At 53.5% G+C, this 25,736-nt stretch carries 20 protein-coding genes; 4 read left to right on the top strand and 16 right to left on the bottom strand.

The genetic code is table 11. The features are described from left to right. Positions 1-76: 76 nt before the first annotated feature. From queG to B2U47_RS05255, 7 genes are all read right to left on the bottom strand, one after another. Positions 77-1,147 (bottom strand): tRNA epoxyqueuosine(34) reductase QueG, encoded by a 1,071-nt coding sequence (queG, locus tag B2U47_RS05225; protein ID WP_296681645.1) that lies wholly within the window; start codon positions 1,145-1,147, stop codon positions 77-79. Further along, positions 1,134-3,923 (bottom strand): DNA polymerase I, encoded by a 2,790-nt coding sequence (gene polA / locus B2U47_RS05230; RefSeq protein WP_296681647.1) that lies wholly within the window; start codon positions 3,921-3,923, stop codon positions 1,134-1,136. Before polA ends, queG begins: the two co-directional genes overlap by 14 nt. Positions 3,924-3,997: 74 nt before the next feature. Further along, positions 3,998-4,573, bottom strand: a complete 576-nt coding sequence (locus B2U47_RS05235; protein WP_296681648.1) for a M23 family metallopeptidase — start codon at positions 4,571-4,573, stop codon at positions 3,998-4,000. Positions 4,574-4,700: 127 nt separating this feature from the next. Next, complete coding sequence (locus B2U47_RS05240; RefSeq protein ID WP_296681650.1) at positions 4,701-5,531, bottom strand: hypothetical protein; 831 nt, start codon at positions 5,529-5,531, stop codon at positions 4,701-4,703. Between the two features lie 84 nt (positions 5,532-5,615). Next, positions 5,616-7,298 (bottom strand): sensor histidine kinase, encoded by a 1,683-nt coding sequence (locus tag B2U47_RS05245; protein WP_296681652.1) that lies wholly within the window; start codon positions 7,296-7,298, stop codon positions 5,616-5,618. Further along, positions 7,289-7,987: a response regulator transcription factor gene (locus B2U47_RS05250; RefSeq protein ID WP_296681653.1), complete on the bottom strand. Its 699-nt coding sequence runs from the start codon at positions 7,985-7,987 to the stop codon at positions 7,289-7,291. Before B2U47_RS05250 ends, B2U47_RS05245 begins: the two co-directional genes overlap by 10 nt. A gap of 309 nt (positions 7,988-8,296) precedes the next feature. Further along, positions 8,297-8,533, bottom strand: a complete 237-nt coding sequence (locus tag B2U47_RS05255) for a DUF6489 family protein (protein WP_296681656.1) — start codon at positions 8,531-8,533, stop codon at positions 8,297-8,299. 100 nt (positions 8,534-8,633) lie between these two features. Here B2U47_RS05255 and B2U47_RS05260 point away from each other — a divergent pair, with 100 nt between their 5' ends. Next, complete coding sequence (locus tag B2U47_RS05260; RefSeq protein ID WP_296681657.1) at positions 8,634-10,496, top strand: hypothetical protein; 1,863 nt, start codon at positions 8,634-8,636, stop codon at positions 10,494-10,496. A gap of 51 nt (positions 10,497-10,547) precedes the next feature. Here B2U47_RS05260 and lpdA read toward each other — a convergent pair whose 3' ends face one another. From lpdA to B2U47_RS05285, 5 genes are all read right to left on the bottom strand, one after another. Further along, positions 10,548-11,984, bottom strand: a complete 1,437-nt coding sequence (lpdA, locus tag B2U47_RS05265; protein WP_296681659.1) for a dihydrolipoyl dehydrogenase — start codon at positions 11,982-11,984, stop codon at positions 10,548-10,550. 16 nt (positions 11,985-12,000) lie between these two features. Continuing rightward, the gene (locus B2U47_RS05270) at positions 12,001-13,608 is read right to left on the bottom strand and encodes a dihydrolipoyllysine-residue acetyltransferase (RefSeq protein ID WP_296681663.1); all 1,608 of its coding nucleotides are present in this window, start codon (positions 13,606-13,608) and stop codon (positions 12,001-12,003) included. Positions 13,609-13,623: 15 nt separating this feature from the next. Then, positions 13,624-16,323, bottom strand: coding sequence for a pyruvate dehydrogenase (acetyl-transferring), homodimeric type (gene aceE, locus B2U47_RS05275; protein WP_296681665.1), 2,700 nt, complete (start codon positions 16,321-16,323; stop codon positions 13,624-13,626). Positions 16,324-16,552: 229 nt separating this feature from the next. Beyond that, on the bottom strand, positions 16,553-17,662 hold the full coding sequence (locus tag B2U47_RS05280) for a S1C family serine protease (protein WP_296681667.1): 1,110 nt from the start codon (positions 17,660-17,662) through the stop codon (positions 16,553-16,555). A gap of 131 nt (positions 17,663-17,793) precedes the next feature. After that, the gene (locus B2U47_RS05285; RefSeq protein ID WP_296681668.1) at positions 17,794-19,173 is read right to left on the bottom strand and encodes a Fic family protein; all 1,380 of its coding nucleotides are present in this window, start codon (positions 19,171-19,173) and stop codon (positions 17,794-17,796) included. Positions 19,174-19,273: 100 nt separating this feature from the next. Here B2U47_RS05285 and B2U47_RS05290 point away from each other — a divergent pair, with 100 nt between their 5' ends. Both B2U47_RS05290 and B2U47_RS05295 read left to right on the top strand, forming a co-directional pair. Then, positions 19,274-20,182, top strand: coding sequence for a nucleotidyltransferase domain-containing protein (locus B2U47_RS05290; protein WP_296681670.1), 909 nt, complete (start codon positions 19,274-19,276; stop codon positions 20,180-20,182). Next, on the top strand, positions 20,183-20,968 hold the full coding sequence (locus B2U47_RS05295) for a nucleotidyltransferase domain-containing protein (protein ID WP_296681671.1): 786 nt from the start codon (positions 20,183-20,185) through the stop codon (positions 20,966-20,968). It abuts the gene before it with no gap. Positions 20,969-21,531: 563 nt separating this feature from the next. Here B2U47_RS05295 and B2U47_RS05300 read toward each other — a convergent pair. The 3 genes from B2U47_RS05300 to B2U47_RS05310 form a co-directional block, all read right to left on the bottom strand. After that, positions 21,532-22,062, bottom strand: coding sequence for an ImmA/IrrE family metallo-endopeptidase (locus tag B2U47_RS05300; RefSeq protein WP_207250643.1), 531 nt, complete (start codon positions 22,060-22,062; stop codon positions 21,532-21,534). A gap of 16 nt (positions 22,063-22,078) precedes the next feature. Next, the gene (locus B2U47_RS05305) at positions 22,079-22,432 is read right to left on the bottom strand and encodes a helix-turn-helix domain-containing protein (RefSeq protein WP_296681677.1); all 354 of its coding nucleotides are present in this window, start codon (positions 22,430-22,432) and stop codon (positions 22,079-22,081) included. 126 nt (positions 22,433-22,558) lie between these two features. Continuing rightward, a complete protein-coding gene (locus B2U47_RS05310) occupies positions 22,559-23,455 on the bottom strand; it encodes a transcriptional regulator (RefSeq protein ID WP_296681678.1) in 897 nt (298 codons plus the stop codon). 115 nt (positions 23,456-23,570) lie between these two features. On the opposite strand from B2U47_RS05310, the gene dinD reads away from it, so the two are divergent. Then, complete coding sequence (gene dinD / locus B2U47_RS05315; protein WP_296681680.1) at positions 23,571-24,416, top strand: DNA damage-inducible protein D; 846 nt, start codon at positions 23,571-23,573, stop codon at positions 24,414-24,416. Between the two features lie 28 nt (positions 24,417-24,444). Here dinD and B2U47_RS05320 read toward each other — a convergent pair whose 3' ends face one another. After that, positions 24,445-25,581: a Fic family protein gene (locus tag B2U47_RS05320; protein WP_296681681.1), complete on the bottom strand. Its 1,137-nt coding sequence runs from the start codon at positions 25,579-25,581 to the stop codon at positions 24,445-24,447. Between the last annotated feature and the right edge of the window lie 155 nt (positions 25,582-25,736).

Genomic DNA, 25,736 nt, shown 5'->3' on the forward strand with positions numbered 1-25,736 from the left:
AAAAATGCAAATGTGCAGCGTTATGTGACAGACGGAAATAACCGCAGACAAGAGGACAATAAAGACAGATGATCGGTTAATTTTTGGACTGATCGTGCCTGCCAATTGCCCAGTCGATGTGTTCCTGCACCAGCGAACTGCTGACTGCCTGCCGCCGGAATTGCAGCAGACGCAGGGTGGATGGATTGGCTGGCATATTCCCCAGTGCCACCGCGATATTACGTAACCAGCGTTCGTAGCCGATACGACGAATAGCGGAACCTTCCAGTTTACGCAGGAATTCCGCCTCACTCCACTGGAACAGCTCGCTCAGGCTGGCACAATCCAGCCGCTGACGCACGGCAAAATCCGCTTCCAGAGAGGTTTGCGCAAACCGGTTCCACGGGCATATCAACTGGCAATCATCACAACCGTAAATGCGGTTGCCCAGCAAGGGACGCAGTGCTACTGGAATACTACCCTGATGCTCGATAGTCAGGTAGGAAATGCACCGGCGTGCATCCAGCACATAAGGGGCAAGAATCGCCTGGGTCGGGCAGACATCAATGCACGCCGTGCATTGCCCACAATGCCCGCTGACCTGCCCAGTTTCCGGCAGCGGCAAATCGGTATAGATTTCACCCAGAAAAAACCAGGAACCAGCTTCACGGCTGAGGATGTTGGTGTGTTTGCCCATCCAGCCCAACCCGGCTTTGAGCGCAATCGGCTTTTCCAACACCGGGGCGCTGTCGGTAAAAACCCGGTAGCCAAATGCACCGATGTCAGCCTGTAGCTGTTGTGCCAGCTTTTCCAGTCGCTGGCGCAATAGCTTGTGATAGTCACGCCCCAGCGCGTAACGGGAAATGTAGGCACGTTGCGGGTGATTGAGCAGCATGGCCGCATCGGTACTGGCGGGCGGGAAATAATCCATGCGCACACTGATGATGCTGAGCGTACCGGGAACCAGCTCAGCCGGGCGGCTACGTTTGCTGCCGTGGCGTTGCATCCACTCCATGTCACCGTGGTAGCCGTGTGCCAGCCAGTCAAGCAGGCGTTGTTCGGCATGGGCAAGGTCAATATTGCTGATGCCAATGGCAGAAAAACCGAGAACTTTGCCCAGGGTTTGCAACCTGTCGACCAATGGGGCGCAATCCTTAATGGGCTTCATCCCAGTTATTCCCGATACCGCTATCCACCACCAACGGCACTGCCAGTTGTACTGCATTCGTCATCAGCTCAGTAACCCGCACCTGCACGGTTGCCAGCTCGTGTTCCGGCACTTCAAACACCAGTTCGTCATGCACCTGCATGATCATTCTGGTTTGCAGGCCGCTGTCACGTAACCACCCATCCACCGCAATCATCGCTTTCTTGATGATGTCGGCAGCCGTGCCCTGCATTGGCGCATTGATGGCAGTGCGTTCCGCATACTGGCGGGTGGCGGCATTCTTCGACTTGATGTCGGGCAGGAACAGGCGGCGACCGAACAGCGTTTCAACGTAGCCTTGCGCCCTTGCCTGTTCGCGGGTGTCATCCATGTACTGTTTTACGCCGGGGTAGCGGGCGAAATACAGGTTGACGTAATCCTGCGCATCCTTGCGGTCTACCCCCAGTTGCTTGGCGAGGCCGAAGGCGGACATACCGTAAATCAGGCCGAAATTGATCGCCTTGGCGGCACGGCGTTGCTCCGTGCTCACTTGCGCCAGCGGTGTGCCAAACACTTCGGCGGCAGTGGCACGGTGTACATCCTTGCCGCTGGCAAACGCTTCCAGCAAACCCTTGTCACCCGACAAATGCGCCATGATGCGCAGTTCAATCTGCGAATAATCCGCCGCCAGCAGCTTGCAGCCAGGTTCGGCGATAAACGCCTGACGGATACGCCGCCCTTCCTCGGTACGCACTGGAATGTTCTGCAAATTCGGGTCGGTGGATGACAAGCGCCCGGTAGAAGCGACTGCCTGATGGTAGGAAGTATGTACCCGCCCGGTACGCGGGTTGATCTGTTCGGGCAGTTTGTCGGTGTAGGTAGATTTGAGCTTTGCCAAACCGCGATGTTCGAGGATCAGACTGGGTAATTCATGCCCCTGTGCTGCCAGATCCTCCAGCACATCCTCGGCAGTGGACGGTTGCCCTTTGGGGGTTTTACGCGGGGCAGTCAGGCCAAGTTTGGTGTAGAGGATTTCCCCCAGTTGCTTGGGTGAGGCAAGGTTGAATTCCTGTCCTGCTGCTGCATAAGCCTCCAGCATCACCTTGTGCATACGCGCGTCCAGTTCCTTGCTTTGTCTGGCAAGCATAGTGGCATCGACTTTGACACCATTGCGCTCAATCGTGGAAAGCACGCTCAGCAACGGTATTTCCACCGTTTCGTACAGCTTGCGTTGCGCGTCGAGTGCCTGCAACTGCGGCGCGAAATGCTGGTGCAGGCGCAGGGTGTAATCGGCATCTTCGGCAGCGTAGGGGGTGGCCTGTTCCAGCGCGACCTGATTGAACGTGATCTGGTGTTTGCCCTTGCCCGCAATATCGGCAAAGCTGATGGTGGTGTGGTTGAGGTGCTTGGCGCACAAGGTATCGAAATCGTGGCGGCTGGCGGTGGAATCCAGCACGTAGGATTCGAGCATGGTGTCGTGGGCAATGCCGCGCAATTCGATGCCGTGGTTGAGCAGCACGCTGCGGTCGTATTTGAGGTTTTGACCGATTTTGCGGATGGCTGGGTCTTCCAGCAACGGCTTGAGTTGGGCGAACACGGCCTCACGGTTGAGTTGCGGCGGTGCGCCGAGGTAGTCGTGTGCCAGCGGCAGGTAGGCGGCTTCACCGGGAACAATGGCAAAGGAGACGCCAACGATTTCGGCATCCATGTAGTTGAGGCTGGTGGTTTCGGTGTCGAAGGAAAATTCGCCTGCTTGCTGTAGGCGCTGGAGCCAGCGGTCGAGGTCTGCTTGTGAGAGGATGGTGGCATAAGCGTCGTTACCGACGCTATCCCCCCCATCCCCAGCCCTTCCCCCGCTGGGGGGGAAGGGAGTGAAGAGGTCGCCAGTACTGCCTTCTTGTTCCTTCCCTCCTTGCGGGGGAAGGTTAGGATGGGTGGTAACAGCGGAGCTGTTCAACGCCGCCAACCGTGTCCGAAACTCATAGCGCTCATACAGTTCCCTCAACCTATCCACATCCTGCGGGTTAAACGCCAACGTTTCCGGGGTAATGTCCAATTCCACATCGCACTTGATCGTCACCAGCTCATACGACAGCGGCAGGTGTGCCAGCGCTTCGCGCAGGTTGTCACCGATCTTGCCCTTGAACTCGGCAGCGTGCGCGATGATATTGTCCAAAGAGCCGTACTCTTCCAGCCATTTGACTGCCGTTTTCGGCCCGACCTTGTTGACACCGGGTACGTTATCCACGGTGTCGCCGATCAGGGCAAGGTAGTCGCGGATGCGTTCCGGGGTGACACCAAACTTTTCTACTACCCCCGCCGGGTCGGAATACAGCCCGCTCATGGTATTGATCAGGTGGACACGTTGATCCACCAATTGCGCCATGTCCTTGTCACCGGTGGAAATGATTACCTTGCCGTCGTACTGCGCTGCCAGCGTACCGATCACGTCGTCGGCTTCCACGTCGGGGATAATCAACAACGGGTAGCCTTGTGCGCGGATAATATCCAGCAGTGGCTCAATCTGGCAGCGCAAATCCTCCGGCATCGGCGGACGGTTGGCTTTGTATTGCGGGTACATACCATCACGGAAGGTCTTGCCGGGGGCGTCGAAAATCACCGCCATGTGTTCCGGGGCGTAATCCTTACGCAGCTTATCAAGCATATTGAGCACGCCGTGCATCGCGCCAGTCGGTTCGCCATGCGAATTGGTCAGCGGCGGCAGGGCGTGGAAAGCGCGGAACAAGTAGGAAGAACCGTCCACGAGGACAAGCGGCTTGGTGTTGGGCTGGGACATGTGGCTTTGCAAGGCTAATTACAAAGCCACAGTATACTCCATTTAAGCTAGGCGACTGTCGAAATGCTGGATGTTCAGGGCTTTTCCGGGGTGGGTGAGGTGTTACCTGGACTGGGTTGTTCATGACTACTATCTGTAGCCTGATAAGCCGTCAGAAACTCATGCGGATTCACGTAAAAAACCCGATCTAGCCCGAACGGCTTGTCCGGTTCCCACTCGGAAACCTGTGGGGGCAAACTGCGGATGGAATAATACAGGTTGGCAGGGCGCGGCTTGGCACTGACAGGTGTGCCTACCGTGCCAATCTGTTCCCCGGTTTTCACCCAAGAGGCTGGTTGGACGTTTACACTGTCCATATTGGCGTAGTGGTGCAAGCGCCATTTTGCCCCCAGCACCCACACGGAATTGTCACCTTCCGGGTCATTTTCGCGGTAAATAACCCAGCCGCCCGTAGTCGCTTCCACGGGTGTTCCCTTACTGGCGAAAATATTGATTCCTTTTTGCGCGTTCAGACCGCCCACGTACCAGAATGAGGCTGGGTTCCAGTCGTATGGTTTGGCGCCTTCTACCGGAACATGACGGTCTTCAGGAATCCAGTAGCCCATCATGAAAATCGTCAGTGCACCGAGTAACAGCATTGGTTTGTTCATGGCGTGTTCCCCGTGAATGTATTTTTGTTATATTTATTGATAAAAGTCACACTGAAAAGTTCAGCGTCTAGCCACTATCATAATAGAGTTTTTTTACTGCGGCTAAAACCTGTTTCTGAAGAATGGTTTATGCAGAGTTCTTCAACAGCAGCTTGCGGATTTCCCTGACCGGGGCTTGCAGGTTGGGGGGCGCGTTTTGTTCCCAGTCATGCAGGTACTTTTGCAGGGATTTGTCTCCCCTGTCATCCCCTAGATTCAAGTAATTGATAGCCATCCAATTTTCCGGGTTTGCATTGAAAACAGGCAGCAACTGGTTGGCTACCAGCTCATTCAGGTCACGATCTCTGGCGATAGGGTCATCACTGAGAAGCTGGTGGTATTCCTGATACCAGGTTGGCAGTTTCATACCGAGCGGCAAGCGACGGTGTGTCTGCATCATGTTGTCTTGCAGGTATTCGGTGAAGCGTGGTGCGTAATCCTTCCAGCCGGGGTAAGGCGGGTGTTCTGCCCAGTATGCTGCCATCCGCTCCAGCGTAAACAGGCTGAAGGCTTCGCACAAGGCTTCCTCAAACCATTGCTGGCGGGAAATATTGTTGGGAGCCAGATCGTAATTGCTCATCAGGTGACACATTTCATGGGAAAACTGGTAAGCAAGCTGTGACCAGTGCCGCCCCTGTACATTGAGCATGATGATGTATTCACCATTAACGCCTTTCTCATACAGGGAAATGGGAGCAGCATTGCTTTTGCGCACAATGATCGTGCCGAACTTGCGCCCAGCAGTATAGGGAGCGATCACTTCAATGACTGATTGCAAGGCAGCCTGAATATCCTGCGGATTGGCATCGCCCCAGTTGTTCTGACTCTCCAACGTGATCTGAGCGGGAGCGACGAATGCGGAAGGAATCGCAGGCACACAGGCCAATAGGCACAACAGCAAGATTTTCAGGTAACGCATGGTTCACCACCCCAACAAACTTTTCCTGCTGCTTATTCTGGTTTTCTGTGCGGGGGAAGGAGACGGGCAACCTGTTGACCGGTATCAGGAAGACGATAATCGTGGGGAATGGTTACGACCCTTGCGTTCGGGTTCGGACTTTTCCAGCGGCAGTTCCAGCACGAATTCTGCGCCCTGGCTGGCTTCGCCCAGACGGATGTTGCCGCCGTAAGCCTTGAGGATGGAGGCAATGATTTCCAGCCCGAGGCCGGTTCCACCCTTGCTGCGCTTGGTGGTGAAAAAGGGAGTGAAAATCTTGTCACGGTTGGCAGGGGAAATGCCTTCGCCATTGTCATGCAGGCGCACTTGCAGGGTTCCTACCCAGTAGCGGGTGTGGATGTCTACCCGGTGCGCCCCGTGTTGCAGACTGTTGTCCAGCAGGTTGTTGAAAATGGCTTCGAGGGCATCAGGGGCAATCGCCAAGGGCGTGGTCGGCAGGGCATTGCCGAAATGCAGTTCCAGCCCGCGATCCTGATAGCGGCTTTTAAGTGACTTACAAATGTCAGGCAGGGTGCTGGTTTCCTTGCTGGGTTCGAGGGCATCAGCACGTGCCAGTTCCAGCAGGCGGTTGACCAGTTGCTTGAGACGCTGGGTATCCGCCAGTAGGTTCTGGATGAATTTTTCGGAACGTGCCGGTGGCATGGTATCCAGATGGTCATGCAGCAGTTCCAGCGCACCCTGCATGGCGGTCAGCGGGGTTTTGAATTCGTGGGACACATGGGTAGCGAAGCGGCGGATGTAATCCGAACGTTCCGCCAGTGCGTGCGACATGCCTGCGAAACTTTCTGACAGTTGCGCCACTTCTTGAGTGACAGGGTTCTGGATGGGTTCTACCGCAAGCTGTTCCCCTTGCCTTACCCGTTCTGTCTGGCGCAACAGCTCGCGGATCGGGCGGGAAATGGTTGAGGAAACAAACAGTACCAGCAACACTGCCAGTGCCAACAAACTCAGGGTGGCAAGGAACACCATGCCCCGGTTTTCATACAGGTGTTTGATGATGTTGGTGGGGGTGCGGGAAAGATACATCACCCCTTGCAAACGCTCGTTTTCGATAATGGGGAAGGCAATGAAGATACGGATATGCGTTCCCCGGCTGATCGAATACAGCGGTGGGGGCGGCTCATCGGAAACCCGCTGGCGGATGATGCTGGCATACTGGCCTTGCAATGCCTGTTTTACTTCAGGGATGTGTGCCAATGACAGGCCGACTTCTTCACGCCCGGCAATGACCGTGCCGTTGGCATCCAGCACGCGGATACCGGTCAGGGTAATCTGCTGGGTATCCCGCAGGATTTGCATCATGTGTTCGCCGAGTTTGCGAGCCAGCGGATCAACCGCTTCGGTACTGGGGCGGGCTTCAGGGCGCGGCGGGGCAATCGGATCAATCAGGTTTACCCTCGGTATGACGGGAGTGTAAAACGAATCACCGGCTTGCACCCTTGCGGCATAGGGTGCATACGGCTGGGTCAGAGAGGAAGAAAACTGGATGTAGCCGAAATCGTTTTCGCGCTGCTGATCCCGCACTAGTTGGCGAAAGGTGGCTGATAAGGCTGCCGACTGAGCAATCAGTTCCAGCTCGGTCTGTTGTACCAGTTCATTTTCATAAATGCGGAAAAAATACAAACCGCCCAAAGGCAAAGCCAACACTGCCAGCATTACGACCAGCAGAATGCTGCGCAAGCGGAACAGCGTTTTGCGTGGCAGCGGCAGGCGGGCATTTATTGGCATGTGGCGAGTTTGTAACCTACTCCATGGACGGTTTCGATGACGTTTTCACAGCCTATATCGGCAAATTTCTGGCGGATATGACGGATATGGCTGTCGATGGTGCGGTCACTGACATACACATTGCCATCATACGCACTGTTCATGATGCTGTCGCGGCTGAACACGCGGGTAGGCTGACGGGTAAACATTTGCAGCATGGCAAACTCGGTAGCAGTCAAGCTGAGGGGCTGGTTGTTCCAGCTTGCGGCGTGTTGCTCTGGCAAGATGTTGAGTTTGCCATATTGCAGGATGCCGGGCTGGGTTTCAGTTGCCGGTGGTCTGCTTGGCTGGGTGCGCTTGAGGATGACATTGATCCTTGCCACCAGTTCGCGTGGGCTGAACGGTTTGGTGACGTAATCATCCCCGCCGATTTCCAAACCGAGGATACGGTCGATTTCATCATCGCGGGATGACAGGAACAGGATGGGCACGTCAGAAAATTTGCGGATTTCACGGCAGACTTCCAGCCCGTCGAGTTCCGGCATATTGATGTCCAGCACAATCAGGTCGGCGGACTGGCTACGGAATGTTTCCAGTGCCTGTCGGCCTTCTTCGGCCTGTGTGACCTGCATACCCGCTTTTTCCAGCGCGAAACTGATGACATCGCGGATATGGGGGTCGTCGTCTGCAATGAGTATGCGTTTGTTCATGCCTGACCCTCTAATGCCCTAAACCCAAGAAATTACCATAAAAAATCTATTGTAGTACCGGAAAGACAAAGAATGCCGACCAACGGGTGTCGCACCGCTGACCGGCATTCGGAGGGGTCTCCGGGTTTGTCAAACCCACCAGCAAAACAGACTCTAAGGCTATGCGGCTTATTGTTATTCATGAGCCAGTCGCCGGTTCAGTGAGTAGTGTCAGGAATGCATGGTACGGATCAGTTGTGCAGGTATTGTCCTGTTAATGTGGAGATACCGCAGAAATGTTTTGCAGATTTTGTGCAGGATTACTGTTTGTTATGCACTCTTGCCACTGGCGAAATTGCCGAACAGGTTTATCCAGTGCTTCATGGCATCAGCATTGTTGACGATGCTGGATTTAAAAATACCCGTAGGATCAAAGCCCTCTGCGCCTTCTTGCATTTTTTGCAGCATTTGCTCCATGACTTTCTGGTTGAATTCCTGCACATCCGGCAAGCCCATCAGGCGGCGCAGTTCTTCCGGGGTCATGTCGACGTTGATTTGCACATTCATGGTAATACTCTCTTTGTTACTGTTACATACGCCTATCTTGCCATAAAACGTGCAACATTTTGCCTATACTCCGGTGTAAACCTCGCTACGGGCCACAACCATGACTGAACACAGCACCCCTACCGAAATACCTGCCCTCACGGCAGAGACCCGCTGGGGAAAATGGCGGGAACGCCTGCACAACTGGGGAATCCATTCACTCGACGTGATGCGCCTGCTGACGGAGAGGCTGATGGGGTTTTTACGCCTGTTTGCTACCTTAGGGCTGTTCCTGATCGTGGCTTTTGTGGTCTGGAAAGCCTACCAAAGCTCGCAACTGGTGCTGGTCAAGCCGTTTTCCGTGCCCAAATCCCTGGCTGACAGCCATGCCGACAGTGGGCGCATCATCGCCAACCTGCTCAAACGCGAACTGCTGGATGCGGAAAACTCCATCTATACCACCGTCAAACGCACCAGCAATGATGAAAACATCAACATCGGCGCTGTCACCGGCAATTCCGAAGATTACCTGCTGGGTTCCAGCATCAAGCTGCCGGAAACCGGTATTTCCATCACTGATGTGGTGGAATTCATTTCCAGCATTTTCGGGCGGCACAACATTGTTGGCTCGGTGTATCAGGATCAGGGCAAGCTGTTCCTGCAAGTGGAACTGGAAGGGCGCATGTTCATTTTCCAGCGTGAACTGGGCAGCCGCAGCGACAAGGCGCTGAACATGGATCTGATCATCGAGATGCTGCGGGAAAGCCGTATCCGTCTGCTGAACGTCGCTTCCGCCAGCCACAACCTGTATTACTACTGTTCGGGTGAAACCGATGTGATTGAACATCCTGACAGCGCCTTACAGTCCTGGTTTGACCACTGTTCCCAACTGAAAAGCAGCGACATTACCCCCGCCAGTCTGGATACCTTGTTGAAACGCCTGAAATCAGCCGAATGGAAAGGGCTAACCAGCGACAATGATACCTTGCGCCACATCCTCAACCAAACCCTGAGTACTGCGCGGGACAAAACCAGATTGCTGTGCCCGGATTACCCCCAGACCCAGGTCTGCAAGGAAATGGCAGTAACGGAAATCCCGCAGGTTGCGATCCGCATTCCGAACTTTATCCCGCCCGTGATAGCGCCTGCACCCGCGCCTAAAATGATGTTGCCTGACCTGCTGGATGCAAGTGCATTCGAGCCGCAGGAAATGCCTACCAGCGTCATTACGCTCGCACCACAGGCAGAAAGCGGTACTGCCACCGCAGCAGGCACTGCCCCCCTGATTGAATTACCCAGTGTGCGGGAATTGCTAGAAAAATGTGATGATCCGCAACGCCCGCTGCCCAGTGGGCAGGCAAAACTGGCATCCAACCAGTTAGATGGGGATGGCAAAATATTATTCAATAATCACCAACCCATTCCAGCTATGGAAAAATATGTACAGGCACTCGACCTGAACTGCAATAATGCTTTCGCCTGGGCAAACATGGGGGTTTTGCTGCTTGCGCCGGGCACACTGCAAAGCGCGACTGAAGCAGAACTGGCGCTGGTGCGTGCCACCAAAATCAACACCAAAGCCGACTGGATGCCGAACAGCCTGTGCATTGCCCGTGCGTATGCCGCTCCGCTGGATGGTATGGAGACACTGATCAATGACGAAAGCTGCCTTGCCGCCCGCAGCATTAACCCCGCCAACAAGGTAGGGCTGGATAAGCAGTTTTATATCGCCGTGGCTGACCGTTATTTTGCCGCAGGCCAGTACGAGCAGGCATTCCGCGTCTACCAGTCAGCACTGGCGGTGGACAGAAAAAGGGATTGCGCCACCAGTGACGTGATCGGGCAGCTTTACCGCATGGAAACGGAACACCAGTTCAAGGGTGCCTGGCAGGTTGCGTGTGACATTCTGGCGGATGCTGTGCCGCTACCCGACAACAAACCCAGCCGGTGTGAGGAACAGTTGACTGCGTTTAAATGCCCGTAATAGAAAAAGACGAGTTGCCTCGCCTTTTTCTTTGCCTAAACCGCGTTCAGTTTAGTGTTTTTTCTTCGGCGGAATCAGGTCGGTAATCGAGCCTTCAAACATTTCCGCTGCCATTGCCACCGTTTCGGACAGTGTGGGGTGCGGATGCACCGTCAAGCCGATGTCGGTGGCATTCGCGCCCATTTCGATTGCCAGCGCGACTTCGGCAATCAAATCGCCTGCGTTCGTGCCGACAATGCCCGCACCGATCACGCGGTCGGTTTCCGCGTCGAAAATCAGCTTGGTCATGCCTTCGTCGCGCCCCAAGGATAGCGAACGTCCGCTGGCTGCCCACGGGAACACGCCTTTGCCGATGTTCATGCCTTTGGCTTTGGCTTCTTCTTCGGTCACGCCGACCCAGGCGATTTCAGGGTCAGTGTAGGCAACGGATGGAATCACCCGTGCGTCGAAGTGGCTTGCCATGCCAGCGGCAGCTTCGGCAGCGGTTTTGCCTTCGTGAACCGCTTTGTGCGCCAGCATCGGTTGCCCAATGATGTCGCCAATCGCGAAGATGTGTGGCTGGGTAGTGCGCATTTGCGTGTCGACCACTTGCACAAAGCCGCGTTCGTCCACCGCCACACCCGCTTTTTCCGCACCGATGCGCTTGCCGTTCGGCGTGCGCCCAACTGCGACCAATACGCGGTCATACAATTGCGGTTCGGCGGGCGCTTGTTTGCCTTCAAGGGTGACTTTCATGCCTGCCGCTGTGGCTTCGACTTTGGTCACACGGGTTTCTAACCAGATGTTTTCATAACGCTTTTTAATGCGGGTGAAATACGGTTTCACCACGTCTTTGTCCGCGCCCGCGATAATGCCGGGCAGCATTTCGACTACGGTGATTTTAGAACCGAGGGCGGCGTAAACCGTTGCCATTTCCAGCCCGATAATACCGCCGCCGATGACCAGCATGTGTTCCGGCACGCTCGCCAATTCCAGCGCACCCGTGGAGTCGATCACGCGCGGATCATCTGGAATGAAGGGCAATTTCACCGCTTCCGAACCCGCCGCAATCACGGCTTTTTCAAAACGCACCACGGTTTTTTTGCCGTCGTTGCCGATGACTTCAACGTGGTTGGGGTCGAGGAATGTCCCCACGCCATTCACCACCTGCACTTTGCGCTGTTTTGCCAAGCCCGACAGACCGCCGGTTAAGCGGTTGACGATCTTTTCTTTCCAGCCGCGCAGTTTGTCGATGTCGACTTTGGGCGGGGCAAATTCAATGCCGCAATCGGCGACTTCGTGCGCTTCGTCCAGCACTTTTGCCGCGTGCAGCAAGGCTTTGGACGGAATGCAGCCGACGTTCAAACACACACCACCCAAGGTGCTCCAGCGTTCCACCAGCACGGTTTGCAGCCCCAGATCGGCAGCACGGAAGGCAGCGGTGTAACCGCCGGGGCCTGCACCCAACACCAGCATCTGGCAGGAAATATCTGCTTTCAAGTTACTCATGATTCAACTCCCCGCATTACAGGATCAGGTTACGCACGTCGGACAACACAAACGCGATATGGCTGACGAAACGTGCCGCATACGCGCCATCAATCACGCGATGGTCGTAAGACACCGCCAGTGGTTGCAGCAGACGGTCGACAATTTCGCCATTCACGCGCTTGAGGCGCTCTTGCGCACGGGTCAGGCCGAGAATGCCGACTTCCGGTGCGTTGACAATCGGGGTGAAGTTCGTGCCACCAATCCCGCCAAGGCTGGAAATGGTGAAACAGCCACCCTGCATGTCCGCCGCCTTCAGCTTGCCATCGCGGGCTTTTTTCGACACTTCGCCGAGTTCGCGTGCCAGTTCAAACAAGCCTTTGCGGTCGACATCGCGGATGACGGGCACAACCAGGCCATCCGGCGTATCCACCGCAATGCCGATGTTATAAAACTTGCGCTGGATCAGGTTTTCGCCATCGTCCGCCAGTGCCGAATTGAATTTCGGGTATTCCTTGAGAGCGGCGACCACCGCTTTCAGCATGAACACCAGCGGGGTGAAGTTGAAGCCCATTGCCTTGGCCTTGTCTTTCAAACTGTTGCGGTAGGCTTCCAGTTCAGTGATGTCGGCTTCGTCGAAATGGGTCACTTGCGGCACGTTTAGCCATGCGCGGTGCAAATGCTTGGCGGAAAGTTTGCCAATCCGCGACATCGGCACAGTTTCGATTGCACCAAACTGACTCCAATCGGGTTGGGTAATCAGCGGAATACCCATTTCACCGCCAGCAGGTGCGGCAGGTTTTGCTGCTGGTGCAGGTGTAGCAGCTTGTGCGACCACAGCACTGCCACCTTTGCCAAAGTTGCGCACATCGGCTTCGGTAATGCGCCCGTGTGAGCCTGAGCCTGCCACTTGCGTCAGGTCAACGCCCAGTTCACGCGCAATGCGCCGCACTGACGGGCTGGCGTGGGCGCGGCGGAAACTTTCCGCATCCACCGCCGGGGCATTGGTCGCCGGGGAAACAAAAAGGGAAGCGGCAGGCATGGCGGCTGCAACCGGAGCAGCCTCTGAGGATGATGCGCCTGCCACTTCCAAAACCAGAATCAGGCTGCCTTCGGAAACCTTGTCACCGACCGCAATCCTGATCTCCTTGACCTTGCCCGCTTTGGGCGAGGGAATTTCCATCGATGCCTTGTCGGATTCGAGCGTAATCAGCGAGTCTTCCGCTGCCACCACGTCCCCGACCTGCACCAACACTTCAATCACGTCGACATCCTTGAAGTTGCCGATGTCCGGCACGCAGATGTCTTCCAGACCGGTCGGCGTGACCACCGTGACCGGCACGGCAGCGGCAGCACCACCGGAGACTTTCGGCTGGGCGGCAGCCGAAGCCACGTTGACGCTGGCTTCACCGGCATCAGCCAGCAACAGGATCAGGGAGCCTTCGGAAACCTTGTCGCCCACAGCGATGTTGATTGCCTTGATCACCCCACCACGCGGGGCGGGAATATCCATTGATGCTTTGTCGGATTCGAGCGTAATCAGCGCATCGTCAATCGCAACGGTATCGCCAACCTTCACCAACACATCAATCACATCGACATCAGCGAAATTGCCAATGTCGGGAACACGAATTTCAATACTCATAAAATCAACTCCAGATCAGGCGTACAGCGGGTTGGGTTTTTCAGGGTCGATGCCGTATTTCGCCAGTGCTTCCAGCACGGTTTTCACCGTGATGTTGCCGTTGGCTTGGCTGGTTTTTTGCTGGTCGGCCAGTGCTTTCAGCGCCGCTACGGTGACGTAATAACGGTCTACCTCGAAATGTGAGCGCAACGCATCACGGCTATCGGAACGCCCGAAACCGTCTGTGCCTAACACGTGGTAATCCCCCGGCACATACGCACGGATTTGCTCGGCAAAGCTGCGGATGTAATCAGTGGAAGCAATAACAGGGCCTTGCTGACCTTCCAAGCATTGCGTGACCCACGGCTTGCGCTCTTCCTGATCAGGATGCAGCAAATTCCACCGCGCACACGCTGCGCCATCCCGTGCCAATTCGTTCAGACTTGGCGTTGCCCAAATGTCGGCTGCCACGCCCCAATCGGCTTGCAACAACTCGGCAGCAGCCATCACTTCGCGCAGGATTGAGCCGCAACCCAGCAATTGCACCCGGTTTGCCGCCTTGCCTGCCGCCGTTTGCAAGCGGTACATGCCCCGGATGATGCCTGCTTCTGCGCCTTCCGGCATGGCGGGCATGGCATAGTTTTCGTTCAGGGTAGTGAGGTAATAGAACACGTTTTCACCGTCCTGATACATGCGCTTCATGCCGTCATGCACAATCACCGCCACTTCATAGGCGAAGGTCGGGTCATAGGACTTGCAGTTGGGGATGAAACCGGCAAACAACTGGCTGTGACCGTCCTGATGTTGCAAACCTTCGCCGTTAAGCGTGGTACGCCCTGACGTGCCGCCGACCAAGAAACCGCGTGCCAGCATGTCGCCCGCTGCCCACGCCAGGTCACCAACCCGCTGGAAACCGAACATGGAATAAAAAATATAAAACGGAATCATCATCTTGTGGTTGTTGGCATACGAGGTGGAAGCCGCAATCCACGAGGACATAGCGCCGTCTTCGTTAATGCCTTCCTCCAGCAACTGCCCCTTGCTGGATTCCTTGTAAGGCATGATGTCGTTGGCATCTTCCGGCTCGTATTTCTGCCCTTCCGGGGAGTAAATGCCGACCTGGCGAAACATGCCTTCCATACCGAAAGTCCGCGCTTCATCCGGCACAATCGGCACTAAACGCGGCCCCAATTCCTTGTGACGTGCAATCGCTACCATCACCCGCACCATCGCCATCGTGGTGGACATGGTGCGTTCGCCAGTGTCTTTCAACAGCGCATCAAAGATAGATAGATCAGGAATTGGCAATGTCTCGAAATTTTGCGGACGGTTCGGTAAATAACCACCCAAGGCTTGACGACGTTCATGCAAATACTGCATTTCCGGCGAATCAGCGGCGGGCTTGTAGAATTCCGCGCCTTCAACTTGTTGTTCTGAAACCGGAATATTAAAGCGGTCACGCAGTTTCAGTAATTGGTCGGAACTGAGCTTTTTCTGCTGATGGCTGATATTCATGCCTTCGCCCGCTTCGCCCATGCCGTAACCTTTGACGGTGTGCATGAGGATGACGGTCGGGCGACCCACGGTCGTCACCGCATTGTGGTACGCCGCGTAGACTTTTTCCTGATCGTGACCGCCACGCATCAGATCGTAGTAAATCTGCTCGTCGGTCATATCGGCAACCATCGCTTTCAGCTCTGGGTATTTGCCGAAGAAGCGTTCACGGATGTACGCACCGCCCTTGTTCTTGAAGTTCTGGTATTCGCCGTCGATGCATTCCATCATCAGCTTGCGCAGTAACTGACCGTATTGCGGGTCATCCAGCAGACGATCCCAGCCGGAACCCCACAGCACCTTGATCACATTCCAGCCCGCGCCCCGGAAATTGCCTTCCAGTTCTTGCACGATTTTGCTGTTGCCGCGTACCGGGCCATCCAAGCGTTGCAGGTTACAGTTAACCACGAACACCAGATTGTCGAGTTTTTCGCGGGAAGCCAGCGCAATCGCGCCTTGGGATTGCGGTTCATCCATTTCACCGTCGCCCAAGAACGCCCAAACCTTACGTCCTTCCGCATGATTTTCAGATTTCTTGGTTAACTCTCTGTTTTCCAAATATTTTAAAAAACGTGCCTGGTAGATAGCCATGATAGGCCCCAAGCCCATTGAAACGGTGGAGAACTGCCAGAAATTGGGCATCAAATACGGATGTGGATACGACGAAATGCCCTTGCCACCGGCTTCAATACGGAAGTTTTCTAACTGCTCTTCGGTGATCCGCCCTTCGACGAAAGCGCGCGCATACGTACCAGGTGCGGTATGTCCCTGAATAAACAACATATCGCTGCCATTCGGATGATCATGCCCTTTCCAGAAGTGGTTATAACCGACTTCGTACATAATCGCGGAAGATTGGAATGAGGCAATGTGACCGCCGGGGGAAGCAGGTTTGCGGTTAGCACGTACCACCATCGCAGTGGCATTCCAGCGCAATGCCCGCAAAATGTGGCGTTCCAGCTCTAAATTTCCCGGATAAACAGGCTGTTGCGCGACAGGAATGGTGTTGACGTAAGGCGTGTGCATATCGGGTGGCTCAATGCCAGACTCGAATGCTTTCTCAATGGTTTTTTGCAGCAAGTGGCGGGCGCGTTCTGCACCGACGCGCTCAACCACGACATCAATGGCTTCTTGCCATTCCGCCGTTTCTTGCGGGTCAAGATCGACATACTCCATACTCATGATGGTTCCTCCTAGCTATAGATTGATGGTCAAAATGTTTATTTTTTGTTCTTTCTAGCCAAAAGGGATATATACAGCAGCACCCCCTATCCCTTTCGGAGCGGATACTACTATAGAAATACACAGAAGGATTTAGAAATAATGATTGTATTTTTTAATTATTATAATGAAAAAATAGTTGTTTATTTATCAATAATTTATAAATATAAAATTCATGAAAAATGAAGGGTTACGGTAAGCGTCCCATATCTACCGCCAAAGTTTCACGTGCTCCCCGCCGCAAAACCCCTAGTTCCTGACGGCTGCCAGGGCTGGAGGCCGCCACCCGGTTGCGGAAATCGCCCACATCCACCACCGGCTGACCGGCAAAACTGATAATCACATCATCGACTTGCACACCCGCCCGCGCAGCAGGTGAACCGGGTTGTACCCCTGTCACCAGAATACCGCCCTGCCCACGCTCCAGTTGCAGACGTTGAGCCACGTCACGGGTCAGCGGCTGGAGCATCACCCCGATCTGCCCGCGCACGACCGTACCCTGCTGGATAAGCTGATCCGCCACGCTTTTGACGAAATTGACCGGAATGGCGAAACCAATCCCCATGTAACCACCACTGCTACTGAAAATGGCGGTATTCATACCCACCACTTGCCCATCCAGATTGACCAGCGGGCCGCCGGAATTGCCAGGGTTGATGGCAGCATCGGTTTGGATGAAATCCTCGTAATCGTTGATACCCAGTTCTGTGCGCCCCTTGGCACTGACTACCCCCACTGTCAGGGTGTGTTGCAAGCCGAACGGGTTGCCGATTGCCAGCACCCATTCCCCCACATCCAGTTGCGTCGAATTGCCCAGCGGCAGGGGCGGCACATCCACCGCAGGCATTTCCAGCAACGCAATGTCGGAATGGGAATCCACGCCCTTGACGGTGGCATCCAGTTCCTGACCGTTCAACAACACCACCCGCACCTTGCTGGCATTTTCCACCAGATGGTTGGTCGTGAGGACGTAGGTGCGCCCGCCTTCTGTCCTGAATACAAACCCTGACCCCTGGGCAACATCAAACACATCCTCGGGCGGCAGATTGTCTCGCGGTTTAGGCAACTCGCCGAAATAGCGCCTGAGGAAATCCTGCTCGACAGGCGACAGTTGCAGGGAGGCAGGGTCAATGGGGAATTCCGACTGTACCGACACCACCGACGGTGAAACCTGACGGGTGACGGCAGCGAAAGCCTTGCCGGATTCGCGCGGGTTGAGCAAGGCATCGTACTGCCCTTGCACCAGCGAACAGCCGGACAAAAAGATACCGATAAAACAGGCGGATAGAATTCTTGTCATTGCAGTGCCAAGGGGTCGTGAATGGTTATGACACTTATACCTGCTTTACAGGATGAACGCCAATAGGTCGGCTTTGTGGACAACCCCAAGCGCAGCGTTTACTGGTCGGTCGGTATCAACACCAGGGGGGATCAGCTTTTCCAGCTTTTCTGGATAGCCTGTTTATCCAGCAACACATACACCCATTCCCGACCTTCTTTCTGCTTGCGGAATAATCCCAGGTCTACCAAGCCATTGAGTGCCGCCGCTGCCGTGTTGTAGGAGCACCTCAGGTTGTTTTCCACACCGCGCACCGTAAAGTGTTGGTTGCTATCGTCCTTGGCAATATTGAACAGCATCCGTTGCTTATCATTCAGTTGGCGATACAGTCCGCTATCCCATAACCAACGGTCAAACGCCTCAATGTCGCGGCGTATTTTCTGGTAGGTATCAAGGAATCCCCGAATCGCCCGCACAATAATCCTGCATTGATAATCAATGAAATAGGTTAAATCCATGCCATCCGTTTCGGTGTAAAGGTAAGACTTGCCGTACTGGATCGGGGCTTTTTTCAATAAGGTACTAATGGCGATATAACGAAACGCGGTGTAGTCATGCTTAAACATGAACCAGTAAAACAGACCACGAGCAACCCGCCCATTGCCATCGCGGAACGGGTGTTCATACCCGATGGTAAAGTGCAGGGTAATCGCCTTGATCAGTGTATGGATGTAGGCATTGCTTTCTGCATCATCGTGGCAAGTATTGATCCAGTCAGCGAAGCGCCGCAAGCGTTCCTTCAAGGCGGTTGCTGGTGGAGGCTGATGCACGATCTCGTCATCTTTGCCAACGACGACCACATCATCGGTGCGCCGAAAACGTCCCGGTGTGTATTTGGCATCATCAATTCCCTCAACGCCAATGCGGTGCAGGTCGGCGATGAATTCAATACTGAGCGGCTGGTGACGTTGTTCCCACGCAAACTGCATCATCCTGAAATTGCCCAGAATCATTTTTTCATCCGAGGTGCGCGGTTTGCGTTTACGTTTCAGCATCTCTTTGGCTACCAGCGTCGTGGTCGCTGCCCCTTCGAGCTGGCTGCTGCTGATCGCTTCGTCCTCAATCAGGTCATTGATGAGGTAGTGATTCAGTTGGGTCTTTTCACCGATTTTGCTGCTCATCAAATCGAGAGCGGAGGCACTGGTGTACCGATCCACCATCGACAGTGCCTGCTGGATAGTGGGTGTTTGCAGGTATTGGCAGATAACAGCAGGGTCGCCCAAGGCTACCAAGGGCGTTAATTGTCTGTCACGCGAATAACGTAGTGCCGCCCACACCCACTCGGCATTCAGCTCAGGCTTTACCCGATAACGCATTTCATCGAAGTGAAGGTAACGCCCTTTCTCATCCACTGGGCGCTGGAAAGCCATGTATTCCATCAGCTTTTCAGGACAACGCTGGTTGATTTCAACAAACACCTCTGCGAATGCAGCAGTAGGGGTTTGATCCTTGAAGGGTGGATGCTTAATCACAATTATCTCAAAAATAAAGGTAATTGAAATCATTATAGCCAAAATTTCGTATTTGTTTCAAAATATATGAAATTTGAGATAAAGAGATTAGCCAGTACGTATGAGCAGCCACATCCAGTCACTCCAGCAAAAAAAGCTCCTGCCCAGCCCGCCGGATTTTCTCAGCAGTGCCGTGCAGTACGAAGTCATCATGGGTTCGGTGGCGTATGGGGTCAGCAACGACAGTTCGGACATGGACATCTACGCCTTCGCCATTCCGCCCAAAACCATGATGTTCCCGCATTTGCGCGGCGAAATTCCGGGTTTTGATAACTACTCGGTACAATTCGAGCAATACCAGCAGCACCATATCCGCGATGCGGCAGCCTTGGGTGGCAAGGGGCGGGTGTATGACGTGACGGTGTTTGCGATTGCCAAGTATTTCCGCCTGCTGGCTGACAATAACCCCAACATTATCGACAGCCTGTATGTGCCGGAAAATTGCGTGCTGTATGCCTCGCCCATCGGCAAGCTGGTGCGCGAGCGGCGGCAACTGTTTTTGCACAAAGGCTGCTGGGCGAAGTTCAAGGGCTATGCCTACGGGCAGATGCACAAAATCCGAACCAAACAGCCGGAGGGCAAGCGCAAGGAATTGACGGAGCAATTCGGTTATGACGTGAAATTCGCCTACCACGTGGTGCGTTTGTTGGGTGAGGTTGAGCAATTGCTGATGCATCAGGACATGGATTTGCAGCGCGATGCCGAACAGATGAAAGCGATCCGCCGGGGTGAATGGACGCTGCCGCAACTGGAAGATTACTTTGCCCGCAAGGAAGCCGATCTGGAACGGGTATATCTCGCCAGCCGCTTGCCGGATGCGCCGGATACGGATGCCATCCGCCAGTTGCTGACCGATTGTCTGGAACAGCATTTCGGCTCGATCAGCGAGGCAGTGAGCTGTCCGCACGCGGCGGAGCGGGCGTTGGAGGAGATTGGGCAGGTGTTGCAACGTTATCAGGGGAAGGTGTAAATGCAGGAACTGATTAATACCAGCATCCGCACGGAAGTGTTGGGCAAGCTGGAGGAGCTGGCTCGCCAGCATCAGGTGACGATTATTAGCGCGATTGAAAGCGGCAGCCGTTCGTGGGGCTTTCCGTCGCCGGATAGTGATTACGACGTGCGCTTTGTGTATGCCCATGCGCCAGAGTGGTACATCCAGCTTGACCCGGAACGCGATGTGATCGAACTGCCTGTCAACGCGGTGCTGGATATTGGCGGCTGGGATGTGCGCAAGGCGATGACACTCGCTAACAGCGGCAACAGCGTGATTCAGGAATGGCTGATTTCACCGCTGGTTTACCGCGAAGACCCGCAACGGGCGGCGCTGCTGCGTGAGATGGTGGTGCGTACCTTCAACGCCAAGGCGACATTCCACCATTACAGCGCGATGGCGCACAATATGATTGCCGCGCTGGATGCGCCGGACATCAAGCTGAAGCGGTTCTTTTACATCAGCCGCGCCACCCTGAGTGCGTTGTGGGTGATGCGCGAACACACGATGCCTACCGTGGTGTTCCCGGATTTGTTGCAGGCATTGACGGATGATGTGGCGGTGCTGGAGGCGTTTCAGCGGCAGATTCGGGATAAAGCGACCAAAACCGAGGCGGAAACGGGGGCGGTTGCTCCGCTGTGCATGGCGTTTGTGCGGGCGGCGTATCGGGAGGTGATGGCGGCAGATGTGGATAAGTTGCCACCGCGTCGGGGGGCGTTGGGGAATGGGGATTTGCGGGCGTTTTTGGGATTCAACGTTCAGTAATTTCGGCAAACATCATTTCTAAATATTGTCGGTGAGGGAAAGCCACACGGTTTTGTCTTGCAGGCGGACTTCGAGGCGGGTTTGATCGTCAGGGGGTAGAGAAAGGGTCACTCCAGTGAATTGTCTACTAATAATTGATTAGAAACCCTTAAAGAATCTTCTATATTTTCCATTTAATCATGAGGTAGCATCATCCGGCGCATAAGCACCGGATTTGTCTATTTTTGACCAATAAAGCATCATCGGTTCATGATATTCATGATTTACCAAGGAAAAGACAATTGCCCCGGATAGCTACGGCAGTGCTGGCGCACAAACTCCCACTGTCCAAAGCGAAAACGGTGATATGCACGCACAAACACCGCTCTAGGGTAGTGACACATACTCATGTCAGTATCCTCTTTGCTATTGAGCGAATTGGACATACCCTATTTTCAGAACTATACTCAGCACGCCAATACAAAGTGGTTCTGCAAATATAGAAAGTGTGGTGCGCTCTGTTCACCTTCTTTCTGTAGGCTACTTAAAAAACTAAGGCTCTGTGTTCCCGCATAGAGCCTTATCTATCTTAGTATCCCTTCTCTTTTCAATGCATTAAATGTTACCTGTGCTGCTTGTCCGGTAATGCCAAATTTTTTAGCCATTAATTCGGGAGTTGAGTATGGGTCAAGATGACGAACATCAACCAAAAGCTCTTGAGCAAACTTGTTGGCTTGCCATTCTGAGTCTTCAATAGTTTGGTGTTTGGTAACTGATTGATTCCTTGCAAAGGCTGGCTCATTTCGATGTAAAAATAAATGTCCTAATTCATGTGCCATAGTAAAACGCCCAAATCCTCCTTTACTTACAGCATCCTCATATACATCTTCTCTTATTTGGATAAGATTTTTCCTCGGAAATGTTAAGCCGTAATCATGAGGCATTTCATTTTCAGCAAGAATCATGAATTCTATAGCCTCATTTGCAGCTAGTTTCTCAACCAGTTCTACAATAGGAAACCATGCTTTTGGGAGATCAAATTCTTGCCTTATCAAATGACTTAGATCTCTTATATCTTTAATATATCGCGGCTTAACCTTGCGTCCTTTATTCATCAATAAAACCACCCTGTTATAATTTACCTAAAAAATCCAGCAAGTCTCCTTGCTGATTTGGGGAAAGATCTCGTACTTTCCTTGCAAATGAACTAACCAACATACGCTCCATTTCTGGAGAATCTTGTAAGTCAAATTTTACTGATGTTTGTGAGTTTGCAGCAGCTTCTCGCAGTTCTACTGTTGCTTTCTCATCCAAAGAGAAATAATCAATCACACCGATAAGTAGTTGATCAGTAACATTCTTTTTCCCATTCTCAACAGCAGACAAATACGCACTTGACAAGCCTAACGCTGCTGCCATATCCCCTAATACTTTGCCTCGATCAATCCTGAGTTTACGTACAAATTTTCCAAATGTAGTTGCCATTGCCGCCTAGCCTCCCAGTTAAGTTAAATTATAATGCCATTTTAGGAGAAACTTGTAAACCAAAAAAGGTTAAATAAAGAATTGCACGGTTTGCGTCTGATGTCAACAGTTGCAACTTCATGTGAGTCATTGTTTTTTAGCTGTACATATCCCCAACGCCAGCATCGCATTCTTCACCCCATACAACGCCAACACATCCCGCAACCACAACCGACACCCTTTATCCTTAACCCTATGATCCGCCGAGCAATCGACCTGCCATTGCCGCAACACATACCCCGCCATCGCCGCCCGCAGTTTCAGATGCAGCACACCATCAACCATACCGTAATCGCGTTCGGTGATTTCAGGATGCGGACGGTCAGGGTGCGGCACGATGTCGAGTTCGACAATGCGGTTCCACTGGATGTCTTGCGCGGGGAGTTCGTGTTTGGCGGGGTTGCCATCCAGCAGTTCGGTGGATTCCATGCGCGTAAACACAAAGTCGCGGAATTCCCCGGATTTGCGGTCAAAAGCACGGACATGCCAGCGCAACCCATCATTTGCCAGCGCGAATGGCACAATTTCCCGCTCCGACACCCCGCTGGAATGCGAGAAATAACGCATCCGCACCGCTTTGCGCTGATAAATTGCCCGCGTCACTGGCGCAAGGATGTCAACCGCAGGGCGGTTCAACATCGGCGGCAGTTCACACGGCAACAACGCATCCTGCATCTGGCTGATCCCATCGCCAAACCCTTGCGACAACATCATCAATACGCGCTCGACATTGTGCGCAAACGCAGGTCGAAAGCCACCGCCCAGCACATACGCCTTGCTGCTGCCATCCAGACTGAGGTTATCGGGGCAAAGCTCGCGGTATTGCGCAAAATCGCGGGTCGCAGCGGCGGGGGCAATACCAAAACGCTCCATCAAATCCTGACGGCGCACATCGCCCAGAAAAAACAGGCGGAACTCAATGTACGCCAGCCGTTCGCGCTGCGATAGGCTCAGGGAGGCGAGGGTATCGGAAGAGGTTGTCATAGTGTCGGTTTGTTTCATAGCGCATATTATGATTGTTACTATTCTTAAATTCAATAAAATGAGCTACTATACATAACCAATATGATGATAATTTTGAGTGATACGGAGACAAGCCATGAAAAAGGAATTGGTTCACACCCTGACTTCCACCTTTGAAGCACACGCACAACACACGGAAGGCGGCGTGGAATTCTGGCTTGCCCGCGATTTACAACATCTATTGGGCTACACCGAATGGCGTAACTTCATGCTTGCCATCAACAAAGCCAAGACGGCTTGTGAAATTTCTGACCACGCTATCGCAGACCATTTTGTTGATGTCAACAAAATGGTGGAACTCGGTTCTGGTAGTAAACGCGAAGTGGAAGACATCATGTTGACCCGCTACGCCTGCTATTTGATTGCCCAGAATGGCGACCCACGCAAACAGCAAATCGCCTTTGCGCAAACCTACTTCGCCATGCAAACACGCAAGGCAGAACTGATTGAGCAACGTTTACTGGCAGCAGAACGGGTTTTTGCCCGTCAAAAACTGGCGGAAACCGAGAAAGAACTTTCCCAAGTCATCTACGAACAAACAGGTGAAAACAAGAACTTTGCCCTGATCCGCAGCAAAGGCGATACCGCACTGTTCGGCAAACCAACCCAATCCATGAAAGCCCAATGGAACGTGCCTGACAATCGCCCACTGGCGGATTTCGCCCCAACCATCATCCTCAAAGCCAAAGACTTCGCCACGGAAATCACCATCTTTAACGCCCGCGAACACAAAATGAAAACGGAAGCCGCCATTTCCAGCGAACACATCACCAACAATCAAGCCGTGCGTAAAACGCTATTGGAACGCGGCATTCGCCCGGAAAACCTGCCACCCGCTGAGGATGTGAAAAAAGTGGAACGCCGTTTGGCATCCGAAGAGAAAAAAGTGTTACGGAAACCAGACGTGCTGGATAAGGAGTGAATGGCGCGGTTTGCCTTGCCTTTCCGACCTATCTTGTAAACAACCCAAGATACTCCCTAAACACAAACAACCGATTACGCCGCTGCCCGGTGATCTCCGCCAACACCCCATAACTAACCAAATCATCAACCAACGACCCCGCCGTTTTTTGCGTGGTTTCCAACAGCGCCGTAACCGTTTTCACATCAACAACCGGCTTCCGGTAGAGGTAGCGCATGAGCTGTTGCGCATTCTCCTGCCGACGTACACCGAAGCGTGGCAATACATCCCTGTCGATACGCTCCTTGAGCAACAATATGCTTTTGAAGACAGCAATGGAGGATTGCGCCGTTTCTGCCACGCCATGCAAAAAGAACAGCAGCCATTCACGCAAGTGGTTGCCTTGCCTGACTGCCATCAGGTGATCGACATAAGCCGTCTTGTTGCGCTCGAAATAATCCGACAAATACAACGCGGGTTTGGCAAGAATCTGTTCAGAAGCCAGATACAGTGGAACCAATAACCGCCCCAGCCGCCCATTGCCATCCAAAAACGGGTGAATCGTTTCAAACTGGTAATGCGCAATCGCAATCTTGAGCAGCGGAGAAACATAGTGCGTGTCGTCGTGCAGGAATTTTTCCAGATCACTCATTAACTCGCCAACCCGCTCATGGTGCGGGGGAACAAACACCGCGTTTTTCAGGCTAACGCCAATCCAGTTCTGGCTGGTGCGGAATTCACCAGGCTGTTTGCCTGCCCCCCTGACACCTTGCAACAGGGTGGCGTGCGCCTCCCGCAACAAACGGTTGGAGAGAGGCAGGGTTTCCAGTCGCGCCACCGCATGATTCAGCGCCTGAATGTAGTTCTGCACTTCCGCCCAGTCGTCACGTTTCTCTGGCGCGACATCAGCAGCATCCTTGAAAGCGTCTTCGACATTCGTTTGCGTGCCTTCAATACGGCTTGAATACGTCGCTTCCTTGGCAACATACATCTGGATGAAAAAGTCGACATCCGGCACTAATTGCGAAAACGCATTCAGCTCACCCAGCGCACGGTCAGCCTGACTCAGTAGTTGCAACAGGGCAGGATCAGCGATTACCCAAGGATGATTGATCAGGGATGGCAGAAAGCTCTGGTACTCATATTGAGCTTCATAATGACCAGATTGGTACTCAGATAGATTCATATTTTAGAAAGTGGCATGGTTTCTATAATAAGAAAAACTATAATGGAGATTCTTGCTGTAGCCAAGTTCTTATTAGAGAAAACCACCTTGCCCGCACCAGCGATAACCCCATCTTTATCTGGAAATAGATGCCGATTGCTGCCTGCGGGACTAAA

The organism is Thiothrix sp. UBA5583, from assembly GCA_002425225.1.
GTDB classification, from domain to species: Bacteria; Pseudomonadota; Gammaproteobacteria; order Thiotrichales; family Thiotrichaceae; genus Thiothrix; species Thiothrix moscowensis.